Genomic DNA, 11,706 nt, shown 5'->3' on the forward strand with positions numbered 1-11,706 from the left:
TGTCACTGCCCGAGGGCCGGGTTTCCCGGTGATTAGCCCATCCACGCCATTAATCACTCTTTTCGGAGCGAGTCGCGGAAACATGCGGATATCCGGGCACATCTCTCCGGGTCCGCGGCACTACCGTCGCTGCCATGCCGCCACCCGACACCGCCTCCCGCACCCTCACCGGCTGGGGCCGTACCGCGCCCAGCGCGGCCCGGATCGTACGGCCAGGATCGGTGGCCGAGGCGGTCGCCGCGGTGCGCGACTGCGGTCCGCGCGGCGGCATCCCGCGCGGGCTCGGCCGGGCGTACGGCGATGCCGCGCAGAACGCCGGCGGCACCGTCTGGGACATGACGGGGCTGGACCGCGTCCTGTCCGTCGACGCGGAGGCGGGGGTGGTGGTCTGCGAGGCGGGGGTGAGCCTGCACCGGCTGATGCGGGTGCTGCTGCCGCTGGGCTGGTTCGTACCGGTCACGCCCGGGACCCGCTATGTGACCGTCGGCGGCGCCATCGGCGCCGACATCCACGGCAAGAACCACCATGTCGCGGGGTCCTTCTCACGGCATGTGCGGTCCCTGGAACTGCTCACCGCGGACGGCGAGGTCCGCACCGCGGCCCCGGGCTCCGACCTCTTCACCGCCACCTGCGGCGGGATGGGGCTGACCGGCGTCATCCTCTCCGCGAGCGTCCAACTCCTGCCCGTACGCACCTCGTTGATGACGGTGGACACCGAACGCGCCCGGGACCTGGACGATGCGATGGCCCGGCTGGACGCCGAGGACCACCGCTACCGCTACTCCGTCGCCTGGGTCGACCTGCTGGCGCGCGGCCGGACGCTGGGCCGGGCGGTCCTCACCCGCGGCGACCACGCGCCGCCCGGCGCGCTGTCGCCGCGCGCCCGCCGCGATCCGCTCGCCTTCCGCCCGGCGCAGCTGCCGCCCGCCCCGCGCCACCTCCCGCGGGGGCTGCTGAACCGGCACTCCGTCGCCCTCTTCAACGCGCTCTGGTACCGCACCGCACCGCGCCGCCGCACCGGTGAACTCCGCAGGCTCGCCCCCTTCTTCCACCCGCTGGACGGTCTGCCGTACTGGAACCGCGTCTACGGGCGCGGCGGCTTCGTCCAGTACCAGTTCGTCGTGCCGTACGGCCAGGAGGACGCGCTGCGCCGGATCGTGCTGCGGATCGCGGACCGGCGCTGCCCGTCTTTCCTCGCGGTCCTCAAGCGCTTCGGGGCCGCCGATCCGGGCTGGCTGTCGTTCCCGGCCCCGGGGTGGACGCTGGCGCTGGACGTCCCCGCCGGGCTGCCGGGCCTGGGCGGCTTCCTGGACGAGCTGGACGAGCGGGTCGCGTCGGCCGGCGGCCGGGTCTACCTGGCGAAGGACTCCCGGCTGCGGCCCGACCTGCTCGCCGCGATGTACCCGCGGCTCCCCGACTTCCGCGCCCTGCGCGCCGAACTCGACCCGCGCGGGGTCTTCACCTCGGACCTCGCCCGCCGGCTCGGCATCGCGCACCGGCCGGGCCGTTAGCACCCACCCCACCCCGTGAGGACCGCTCCCGTGAAAGACGCCTTCGGCAGCCCCCAGTCCCTCCTCGTCCTCGGCGGCACCTCCGAGATCGGGCTGGCCACCGCCGCGCGCCTGGCCGCCCGGCGCACCCGCACCGTCTGGCTGGCCGGGCGGCCCTCCCCGGCGCTGGAGGCGTCGGCCGGGCGGCTGCGCGCGCTGGGCGCACAGGTCCGTACGGTCCCGTTCGACGCGCTGGACACCGACCGCCACGAGGAGGTGCTCGGCAAGGTCTTCGCCGAGGGCGACCTCGACATGGTGCTGCTGGCGTTCGGTGTGCTCGGCGACCAGCCGCGCGACGAGCGGGAGCCGGCCGGCGCGGTACGGGTGGCCGCCACCAACTACACCGGCGCGCTGTCCGCCGCCCTGATCTGCGGCCGGGCGCTGCGCCGCCAGGGCCACGGCTCCCTCGTGGTGCTGTCCTCGGTCGCCGGCGAACGGGCCCGCCGCTCGAACTTCGTCTACGGCTCCAGCAAGGCGGGCCTGGACGCCCTCGCGCAGGGACTCGGCGACTCGCTGCACGGCACCGGCGTGCACGTGCTGGTCGTCCGCCCCGGGTTCGTGCACACCAAGATGACGGCCGGGCTGCCCGCCGCGCCGCTGGCGACCACGCCGGAGGCGGTCGCCGAGGCGATCGAGCACGGGCTGCGGCGGCGGAGCGAGGTGGTGTGGGTACCGGGGGCGCTGCGCTGTGTGATGGCGGTGCTGCGGCACGTGCCGCGGGCGGTGTTCCGCCGGCTGCCGCTGTGAGCCGGGCGGGGCGGGCGCCCGCTCAGCAGGAGGGCGCGGGCGGACGGGCGCGTTCCGCCTCGCCGGCCTGCCGGGGCACCGCCACCGCGGGTGTGCCGGTGCGGCCCGCGCCGCCGAAGGGATACTCCCGCTGGAGGCGCCAGACCTCGTCGGGCCCCTTCTCGTAGAGCGCGAAGCCGCCGGCCGTCCAGGTGGCGGAGAAGTCGGCCAGCTCCGTCTGCGCGCGGTCCATGGCGTCCTCGGCGATGCCGTGCGCGACGGTGACGTGCGGGTGGTACGGGAACTGGAGCTCGCGGGCGCAGGGACCGGAGGCGGCGCGCACCCGGTCCTGGAGGGCGGTGCAGCCGCCCGCTCCCTCGGCCAGCTTCACGTACACGACGGGCGAGAGCGGCCGGAAGGTGTCCGTGCCCTCCAGGCGGAGCGGGAAGGGGAGGCAGGCGGCGGCCACCTCGGCGAGGTGCCGCTCGATGCCGGGGAGGCCGTCGGCGTCGGCCTCGGTCGGCGGGAGGAGGGTGATGTGGGTGGGGATGCCGGAGGCGGCCGGGTCCCCGAAGCTCTCGCGCTTCCGCTGGAGGAAGCTGCCGTACGGCTCCGGGACCGCGAGCGAAACGCCGAGCGTGACGGTCCCCACTGCGTTCTCCCTCCTGACGTTCGCGGTGCGCCTCGTGTGTGGCGCCCACGCCTCCTGCTCAGTGTGCCGGGGACGCACCTTACGCGGCGGCGTCCCCGGCCCTGTCCGGTCAGCGCTTGGCCGGCAGGAACCCGAGCCGGTCGTAGGCGGTGGCGAGGGTCTCGGCCGCCACCGCGCGGGCCTTCTCGGCACCCTTGGCCAGGATCGTGTCCAGCGTCTCGGGGTCGTCCAGATATTCCCGCGTACGGTCCCGGAACGGTGTGACGAAGTCGACCATCACCTCTGCCAGGTCGGTCTTCAGCGCGCCGTACATCTTGCCCTCGTAGGAGCGCTCCAGCGACGGGATGTCCTGGCCGGTGAGGGTGGAGAGGATGGTGAGCAGGTTGCTGACGCCGGGCTTGGCCTCGCGGTCGAAGCGGATGACCGTGTCGGTGTCGGTGACGGCGCTCTTGATCTTCTTCGCGGTGACCTTGGGGTCGTCGAGGAGGTCGACGATGCCCTTGGGTGAGGACGCCGACTTGCTCATCTTGATCGACGGGTCCTGGAGGTCGAAGATCTTCGCGGTCTCCTTGACGATGTACGGGTTCGGCATCGTGAAGGTCTGGCCGAAGCGGGTGTTGAAGCGCTCGGCGAGGTCGCGGGTCAGCTCCAGGTGCTGGCGCTGGTCCTCGCCCACCGGGACCTGGTCGGCCTGGTAGAGCAGGATGTCGGCGACCATCAGCACGGGGTAGGTGAACAGGCCGACCGTGGTGCGGTCCGCGCCCTGCTTGGCCGACTTGTCCTTGAACTGCGTCATCCGGGACGCCTCGCCGAAGCCGGTGACGCAGTTCATGACCCAGGCGAGCTGCGCGTGCTCGGGCACATGGCTCTGCACGAAGAGCGTGCAGCGCTCCGGGTCGAGGCCGGCGGCCAGCAGCTGAGCGGCGGCGACCCGGGTGTTGCGGCGCAGCTCCGCCGGATCCTGCGGCACGGTGATCGCGTGCAGGTCGACCACCATGTAGAACGCGTCGTGGGACTCCTGCAGCGCCACCCACTGGCGCACCGCACCGAGGTAGTTGCCGAGGTGGAAGGAGCCGGCGGTGGGCTGAATACCGGAGAGTACACGCGGACTTTCGAGAGCCATGGCACCGATTGTCTCAGGTCCGCGGTACTCCCCGGCGTGCGGTCGCCGGGCCGCTCGGCCGGCGGTCAGGGGGCCGCTCGGCCGGCGGTCACCGGGGCACTCAGCCGGCGGTCGCGAGCCCCGGCGCAGGGTGGGCCGCCATCAGCTCCGCCACCTCCGTGCGGATCACCGCCAGCGCCTCCTCGTCGCCCTTGGCGGCGGCCGAAACGCCCCGGTCGATCCACTCCGCGACCTGCGGCATCTGCTCGGTGCCCAGCCCGCGGGAGGTGAGCGAGGGGGTGCCGATGCGGATGCCCGACGGGTCGAAGGGCTTACGGGGGTCGAACGGCACGGTGTTGTAGTTCACGACGATCCCGGCCCGGTCCAGCGCCTTGGCGGCGACCTTGCCCGGGACCTCCTTGGAGGTGAGGTCGATCAGCACCAGGTGGTTGTCGGTACCGCCGGAGACCAGGTCGAAGCCGCGGGCCAGCAGCGCCTCGGCGAGCGCCTTGGCGTTGGCGACGACGGCGTGCGCGTAGTCCCGGAAGGAAGGGGCGGCGGCCTCGCGCAGGGCGACCGCGATGGCGGCGGTGGTGTGGTTGTGCGGGCCGCCCTGGAGGCCGGGGAAGACCGCCTTGTCGATGGCCTTGGCGTGCGTGGCGCGGGACATCAGCATGGCGCCGCGGGGGCCGCGCAGGGTCTTGTGGGTGGTGGTCGCGATCACGTCGGCGTGCGGGACCGGCGACGGGTGGGCGCCGCCCGCGACCAGGCCGGCGATGTGCGCGATGTCGGCGACGAGTACCGCGCCGACCTCGCGGGCGATCTCGCCGAACGCGGCGAAGTCGATGGTGCGCGGCACGGCCGTACCGCCACAGAAGATGATCTTCGGGCGCTCCTTGCGGGCCAGGTCGCGGACCTCGTCGAAGTCGATCCGCCCGGTGTCGGCCCGGACGCCGTACTGCACGCCGTTGAACCACGTCCCGGTCGCCGAGACGCCCCAGCCGTGCGTGAGGTGCCCGCCCATCGGCAGCGACATGCCGAGCACGGTGTCGCCGGGCGCGGCGAAGGCCAGGTAGGCGGCGAGGTTGGCGGGCGAGCCGGAGTACGGCTGGACGTTGGCGTGCTCGACGCCGAAGACGGCCTTGGCGCGCTCGACGGCCAGGGTCTCCACGAGGTCGATGTTCTGCTGGCCTTCGTAGTAGCGACGGCCCGCGTACCCCTCGCTGTACTTGTTCTGCAGGACGGTGCCGGTGGCCTCCAGCACGGCGGCCGAGACGTAGTTCTCGCTGGGGATCAGCCGCAGGGTGTCGGCCTGGAGCCGCTCCTCGGCGCCGATCAGCGCGGCGAGTTCGGGATCGGCGACCTGCAGGGCGGGATGGGCGGGGGCGTGCAGCGCGGGATGGGCGGGGGCATGCGGTGCGGGATGGGCGGGGGGATGTGCCGTCATGGCGTCCTCCGGGGCGATCGATCGGGTCGGTCGTGGTCCCGGGGTACCCAGGCGGGCGGCACCTCGCGTCTGTCGCCGCGCACCGCTCCCTCGGGGTCGCTTCCCCGTGCGCCAGTCGCGGTGCGCACCGGCAGTCTACGGGCTGCCCGCCCGCTGCGTTCGGGCCCGTACGGCCGTGACGGGCGCCCGGCCCGCCCGGCGGGAACAATGAAGAGGGGGCCGGAGTGCATCTGCCCGCACCACCACACCGGCCCGTACCACCGCACCGGCTCGTACCACCGCACCGGCTCGTGCGACCTACCGAACGGAGTCCCCGTGACGTCCCCGGAAGAGTTCCTCGCCGCCGCCGAGGCTCACAGCGCGCACAACTACCACCCGCTGCCCGTCGTCGTGGCCACCGCCGAGGGCGCCTGGATGACGGATGTGGCGGGCCGGCGCTATCTGGACATGCTCGCCGGGTACTCCGCGCTGAACTTCGGGCACGGCAACCGCCGCCTGCTGGACGCCGCCCGCGCCCAGCTGGAGCGGGTCACCCTCACCTCGCGCGCCTTCCACCACGACCGCTTCGCCGACTTCTGCACCCAGCTCGCCGAGCTGTGCGGGATGGAACTCGTCCTGCCGATGAACACCGGCGCCGAGGCGGTGGAGACGGCGATCAAGACGGCCCGCAAGTGGGGTTACCGGGTCAAGGGCGTCCGGGACGGCCGGGCGAAGATCGTCGTCGCCGACAACAACTTCCACGGCCGCACCACCACCATCGTCTCCTTCTCCACCGACCCCGAGGCGCGCGACGACTTCGGCCCGTACACCCCCGGCTTCGCGATCGTGCCGTACGGCGACCTGGCGGCGCTGGAGGCGGTGGTCGACGACGACACGGTGGCGGTGCTGCTGGAGCCGATCCAGGGCGAGGCGGGCGTCCTCGTCCCACCGCCCGGCTACCTGGCCGGGGTACGCGCACTGACCCGGGCCCGGAACGTGCTGTTCATCGCCGACGAGATCCAATCGGGCCTGGGCCGTACGGGCAGGACCTTCGCCTGCGAGCACGAGGGCGTGGTGCCCGACATGTACGTGCTCGGCAAGGCGCTGGGCGGCGGGGTGGTGCCGGTGTCGGCGGTGGTGTCCTCCCGCGAGGTGCTCGGGGTGTTCCGGCCCGGCGAGCACGGCTCGACGTTCGGCGGCAACCCGCTCGCCTGCGCCGTGGCGCTGGAGGTCATCGCGATCCTCCGCACCGGCGAACTCCAGCGGCGGGCCGCGGAGTTGGGCGACCACCTGCACCGCGAACTGGCGCCGCTGCTGGAACGCGGCGCGGCCGACGCGGTACGCGGGCGCGGCCTGTGGGCCGGGGTGGACGTCAACCCGTCACGCGGCGACGGCCGCACCGTCTCGGAACGGCTGCTGGCCCGCGGCGTCCTGGTCAAGGACACCCACGGCGCGACCATCCGCATCGCCCCGCCACTGGTGATCAGCAGGGAGGACCTGGACTGGGGGCTGGCACGGGTGCGGGAGGTGTTGGGGGTGTGACCAGGGCAGGGGCCGGGGAGCGGCCGCCCCCTACGGCCTCCCCGCGATCCCCCCGTACAGTCGGTCCATGCTCCTCGGGATGATCTGTGCGCTCGCCTCCGCGCTGTGCTTCGGCACCGCCTCCGTGTTCCAGGCCGTGGCCGCGCGGGACACCACCCCCGGCACCGGTTCGGGGGTGGACGCCCGGCTGCTGCTGCGGGTGCTGACCCAGTGGCGCTATCTGCTCGGGCTGACGCTGGACGGGCTGGGGTTCCTCCTGGAGCTGGTGGCCCTGCGGTCGCTGCCGATCTACACGGTCGGCGCGGCGCTGGCGGCCACCCTCGCGGTCACCGCGGTGGTCGCGGCGCCCCTCCTGGGCACCCGGCTGGCGCGCGCCGAGTGGCTGGCCGTGGCGGTGGTCTGCGGCGGGCTGGCGATGCTGGCGCTGTCGTCCGGCGCCGAGGGGCATCTGCGGGGCACCCCCGGGCTGCGGATCGGGGTGCTGGTCTTCGCGGTCGCCGTACTGGCCTCCGGCGCGCTGGCCGGCCGGCTGCCGGAGCGCGCCCGTGCGGCGGCGCTGGGCCTCGGCGCGGGCTTCGGCTTCGGCGTGGTCGAGGTCGCGGTGCGCCTCATCGACGGTTTCGCGCCGCTCGACCTCCTCACCAACCCCGCGAGCTACGCCCTGGTGATCGGCGGCGGCGCCGCGTTCCTCCTGCTGACCACCGCCTTCCAGCGCGGCTCGGTCACCGCGGCCACCGCGGGCATGGTGATCGGCGAGACCCTCGGCCCGGCCCTGGTCGGCGTCGCCTGGCTCGGCGACCGCACCCGCGCGGGCCTGGCCCCGCTCGCCGTGGCCGGCTTCGCGCTGGCGGTGGTGGGCGCCCTGGCTCTGGCTCGCTTCGGCGAGGCCCCGGCGGCGGAAACGGCGGCGGGCGCGCCTGCCTCCGGAGACGTGGCCAGGGGCAGGGGCGAGGGCGAGCCGGGGCCGGTGGCGGCGGAGACCCCGTAGCAGTCCACCCGTAGTGGGAGGCCCCCGGAAAGGCACCCCGCGGGCCGTCCCGGCGGTGCGCCTCCTAGGCTGACGCCCTCAGGTACTCCGCTCGCCGACCGAAGGGCGATGACGACGCCGTGGACGCAGCCGACGACATAGCCGACACAGCCGAACGCCCTCCCGTGCCGGGCCGATTGACCGGCGAGCTGACCGTGCGCCACCCCGCGCCGGTGGACCATGCGCGGCTCCAGGTGGCGCTGGCCGGCTGGTGGGGCGGGCTCGGCGGGGAGGCCGGGGTGCTGCAACGGCAGTTGCTCGTACCGCGGTTGTTCCTGCAGCACTTCGCCGGGACAAGCTTCCTGGTCGAGCGGGCCGACGGGACGCTGCACGCGTTCCTGATCGGCTTCCTGTCGCAGACGGAACCGGACACCGCGTACATCCACTTCGTGGGAGTGTGCCCGGACGGCAAGCGCGGCGGCGTCGGCAGCGCCCTCTACCGGCGCTTCTTCACCCTCGCCCGGGAGGCCGGACGGACCCGGGTCCGCTGCATCACCAGCCCCAACAACCACGATTCGATCGCTTACCACACCCGTATGGGGTTCCGGATGGAGCCGGGCGACCGGACCGGGGACGACGGGGTGCCGGTGCACACGGACTACGACGGTCCGGGGCTCGACCGGGTGTCGTTCGTAAGGGAGTTGTGAGCGCGGAGCGAGCACCCGGGCACCTGAGCCATCACCACGGTGAGGGTGATGGTCCCCTTGGGCAGATTGGCCAGATACCCGGGAGGTTCAGCGGTGAAGACGCAGCCGACAGGCTCCGTCGTCCCGCCCGAACCCTTGACGTTCACTTCCGCTGGGGACGGGTGGGGTCCTGCCTGCGCTGTACCCGGCACAGAAGCTGCGCCAAGTCCGGCTACCGTGGCTAACGACGCGGCCAAGGCCCTCACACGGTGGTGCATGATTCCCCCTTGCTCGTAGCTCCTCGCCGCCGACAGCGACAAGGTGGTCACGGACAGCCAACCTCCAACGGATAAACGCCCAATAAACAAAGGGATTCGCATAAATCCGGCCACCATGTCCTGATTCGCGCGAAAGTCCTGGGTGGGCCGTGAGGTAGTCCCATGGGGCACGGCCCCGCGGTCAGGGGAGCACCCGCAGCAGTGCCTCCAGCGCTCCCGTGAACGCATGGTCCGGCGGCGTCCCGTAGGCCACGACCAGCCCGTCGAACGGCGCGCCTTCCGTGTCCGTCCCGCCGTGCCGGAACCAGCTCAGGCCCTCCAGCGCCAACCCCGCACGCTCCGCCGCCCGTACGGTGCTCTGCTCGGTGCCGGGCGGTAGGCGGAGCACCATGTGCAGCCCGGCGGCGATCCCGGTGCCCTCGACGTGCGGTGCCCGTTCCGCGAGGGCGGCGATGAGCTGGTCGCGGCGGCGTCGGTAGCGCTGCCGCATCCCGCGCAGATGCCGGTCGTACCCGCCGCAGTGGATGAACTCGGCGAGGGTGAGCTGGTCCAGCGAACCGGACTGCCACTCGCCGGTCGCCTTGACGGCGAGCACCCGGTCGATCAGGCGGTCGGGCACCACCATCCAGGCCAGCCGCAGCGCCGGGGCCAGGCTCTTGCTCGCGGTGCCGAGATAGACGACGTGGTCGGGGTCCAGCCCCTGGAGGGCACCGACCGGCTGCCGGTCGTAGCGGAACTCGCCGTCGTAGTCGTCCTCCAGGATGTAACCCCCGGTGGCGCGCGCCCAGTTGACGGCGGCGGCCCGGCGATCGGGGTGCAGCGGCACGCCGGTGGGGAACTGGTGGGCGGGGGTGAGCAGGGCCGCACGGACACCGTCGAGGGATGCCAACCGGGCGGCGTCCGCGCCGTGTTCGTCCACCGGGAGGGGGACCGTGCCGAGCCCGGCGCGGGTGATGACGTCGCGGTGGATGGCGAGGCCGTAGGACTCGACGGCGATGCGGGCGTTGGTGTGGGGGTCGCCACCGTCGCCGGCCTCGGCCTCGGCCTCGTGCAGCGCGCGGCAGAGCAGGCCCAGTCCCTGCATGAACCCCGCGCAGACGATGATCCGCTCCGGGTCGGCCCGTACGCCGCGGGCGCGGGCCAGATAGTCGGCGAGCACCGTGCGCAGCTCTGGGCGGCCGGCCGCGGTGCCGTAGCCGAACGCCTCGCTGGGTGCGGCGGACAGCGCCCGGCGGGCGGCGGCCAGCCAGGCGGTGCGCGGGAAGGAGGCGACGTCCGGGGTGCCCGGGGTGAGGTCGAAGCGTGGCGCGGCGGCGCGGTGCCGCGGGCCGGCAGCCCGGCCCGTGGCGCGGCGGGCCACCGCCGTGGTGCCGGAGGCCGGCAGCGGCCGCCCCGGGACTCCGGCCGGTTGGGGGTCCCCCCGGCGGTTGCCGGGGGAACACCCCCAGGCGACCCGGGTGCCGGAGCCCTGGCGGGCGCTGAGCCAGCCCTCGGCGACCAGCTCGGCGTAGGCGTCGGCGACGGTGTTGCGGGCGATGCCGAGGTCGGTGGCGAGCGAACGGGAGGACGGCAGCCGGGTGCCGGGGGCCAGACGCCCGGACCGTACGGCGGCGCGCAGCGCGGCCATCAGGGAGGCTCGCAGCCCGCCCGGACCGGTGAGGTCCAGATGCAGATCCCGCCCGAAAGTGGCCCGCGAATTCATCATGGAAGTGGACCATACCGCTGCGCCACTCGCGCCGTAGCGTGGTGTCCATGACGAACGGGAACGCACCATCCGCACCGCCGGACACCTCCGGCACGCACCATGGGCACGGCCCCCGCATGCGGTGGGCCACGCTCGCCCCGGAGGCGTTCAAGGCCATGGTCGCGCTGGACGCCGCCGCCACGAAGGGCCTGGACCCGGCACTGGTCGAGCTCGTCAAGATCCGCGCCTCGCAGCTCAACAAGTGCGCCTTCTGCCTCGACATGCACATCACCGACGCCCGCAAGGCCGGTGAGACCGAGGAGCGCATCCACCTCCTGAACGCCTGGGAGGAGGCGGCCGGTTACTACACCGAGCGCGATCGGGCCGCCCTGGCGCTCACCGAGGCCGTCACGGTGCTGACGGAAGGCTTCGTCCCCGACGCCGTCTACGAGCGGGCCGCCGCCCACTTCGACGAGACCGAACTCGCCCATCTGATCGCCCTGATCACCACCATCAACGCCTGGAACCGCTTCGGCGTGACCACGCGCATGACCCCGGGGCAGGGGTGACCCGATGAGCCGGCGGATGAAGATCTGGGGCCTGCTCCCCGAGTTCGGCAAGGCCCAGCTCAGGCTGACCGTGGCCGCCAAGAAGGGCCTGGGCGACCCGGTCCTGGTCGAGCTGGTCGTGCTGCGCGCCTCGCAGGTCAACCGGTGCGCGTTCTGCATCGACATGCATGTGAGGAACCTCCGCGAGGCCGGGGTGAGCCCGCGGCGGATCGATCTGCTGCCCGCGTGGGAGGAAGCCGGCGACCTCTACTCCGAGCGCGAGCGGGCGGCCCTGGCGCTCACCGAGGCGGTCACGGTGCTGACGTGGGGGTCCCCCCGGTCGAGCGGAGCCGAGACTGGGGGAGGCTTCGTCCCCGACGCCGTCTACGAGCGGGCCGCCGCCCAGTTCACCGAGGTCGAACTGGCCCATCTGATCGCCGTGATCGTCGCGATCAACAACTGGAACCGGGTCAATGTCACGGTGCGCCAGCCCCCGGGGGAGGAGCTGTGACCGCCGGCACCGGGCCCGCCGCCGCGGCGGGGGT

General features: G+C 73.5%; 11 protein-coding genes and 1 riboswitch. Of the genes, 7 read left to right on the forward strand and 4 right to left on the reverse strand.

The window, feature by feature from the left end; all coding sequences use genetic code 11:
- Positions 1-134 precede the first annotated feature (134 nt).
- Together ACO1BR_RS10830 and ACO1BR_RS10835 are read left to right on the forward strand one after the other, a co-directional pair.
- Entirely contained in the window at positions 135-1,511 is a 1,377-nt protein-coding gene (locus tag ACO1BR_RS10830; RefSeq protein WP_426794811.1) for an FAD-binding protein, read from the forward strand.
- 30 nt (positions 1,512-1,541) lie between these two features.
- Complete coding sequence (locus ACO1BR_RS10835; RefSeq protein ID WP_426794812.1) at positions 1,542-2,297, forward strand: decaprenylphospho-beta-D-erythro-pentofuranosid-2-ulose 2-reductase; 756 nt, start codon at positions 1,542-1,544, stop codon at positions 2,295-2,297.
- Between the two features lie 22 nt (positions 2,298-2,319).
- On the opposite strand, the gene ACO1BR_RS10840 is transcribed toward ACO1BR_RS10835, so the two are convergent.
- The 3 genes from ACO1BR_RS10840 to glyA form a co-directional block, all read right to left on the reverse strand.
- Positions 2,320-2,928 carry a 2'-5' RNA ligase family protein gene (locus ACO1BR_RS10840; protein WP_426794813.1) on the reverse strand — a complete coding sequence of 203 codons (609 nt, stop codon included), beginning with the start codon at positions 2,926-2,928 and terminating at the stop codon, positions 2,320-2,322.
- A 109-nt stretch (positions 2,929-3,037) separates the two neighbouring features.
- Complete coding sequence (gene trpS / locus ACO1BR_RS10845; protein WP_426794814.1) at positions 3,038-4,051, reverse strand: tryptophan--tRNA ligase; 1,014 nt, start codon at positions 4,049-4,051, stop codon at positions 3,038-3,040.
- Between the two features lie 100 nt (positions 4,052-4,151).
- Positions 4,152-5,477, reverse strand: a complete 1,326-nt coding sequence (gene glyA, locus ACO1BR_RS10850) for a serine hydroxymethyltransferase (RefSeq protein ID WP_426794815.1) — start codon at positions 5,475-5,477, stop codon at positions 4,152-4,154.
- 38 nt (positions 5,478-5,515) lie between these two features.
- Positions 5,516-5,606: riboswitch (ZMP/ZTP riboswitch) on the reverse strand.
- A 186-nt stretch (positions 5,607-5,792) separates the two neighbouring features.
- On the opposite strand from glyA, the gene rocD reads away from it, so the two are divergent.
- From rocD to ACO1BR_RS10865, 3 genes are all read left to right on the forward strand, one after another.
- A complete protein-coding gene (rocD, locus tag ACO1BR_RS10855; protein WP_426794816.1) occupies positions 5,793-6,998 on the forward strand; it encodes an ornithine--oxo-acid transaminase in 1,206 nt (401 codons plus the stop codon).
- A gap of 67 nt (positions 6,999-7,065) precedes the next feature.
- Entirely contained in the window at positions 7,066-7,986 is a 921-nt protein-coding gene (locus ACO1BR_RS10860; protein ID WP_426794817.1) for a hypothetical protein, read from the forward strand.
- 119 nt (positions 7,987-8,105) lie between these two features.
- Positions 8,106-8,672 (forward strand): GNAT family N-acetyltransferase, encoded by a 567-nt coding sequence (locus ACO1BR_RS10865; RefSeq protein WP_426794818.1) that lies wholly within the window; start codon positions 8,106-8,108, stop codon positions 8,670-8,672.
- 438 nt (positions 8,673-9,110) lie between these two features.
- Here the strand turns inward: ACO1BR_RS10865 and ACO1BR_RS10870 are convergent, their stop codons facing one another.
- Positions 9,111-10,634: a PLP-dependent aminotransferase family protein gene (locus ACO1BR_RS10870; RefSeq protein ID WP_426794819.1), complete on the reverse strand. Its 1,524-nt coding sequence runs from the start codon at positions 10,632-10,634 to the stop codon at positions 9,111-9,113.
- A gap of 47 nt (positions 10,635-10,681) precedes the next feature.
- Between ACO1BR_RS10870 and ACO1BR_RS10875 the strand changes: the two genes are divergently transcribed.
- Together ACO1BR_RS10875 and ACO1BR_RS10880 are read left to right on the forward strand one after the other, a co-directional pair.
- Positions 10,682-11,182, forward strand: coding sequence for a carboxymuconolactone decarboxylase family protein (locus ACO1BR_RS10875; RefSeq protein ID WP_426794820.1), 501 nt, complete (start codon positions 10,682-10,684; stop codon positions 11,180-11,182).
- Between the two features lie 16 nt (positions 11,183-11,198).
- Positions 11,199-11,672 carry a carboxymuconolactone decarboxylase family protein gene (locus tag ACO1BR_RS10880; RefSeq protein WP_426794821.1) on the forward strand — a complete coding sequence of 158 codons (474 nt, stop codon included), beginning with the start codon at positions 11,199-11,201 and terminating at the stop codon, positions 11,670-11,672.
- The last annotated feature ends 34 nt before the right edge of the window (positions 11,673-11,706 follow it).

It is taken from the genome of Streptomyces sp. YGL11-2 (assembly GCF_050054615.1).
GTDB lineage: Bacteria > Actinomycetota > Actinomycetes > Streptomycetales > Streptomycetaceae > Streptomyces.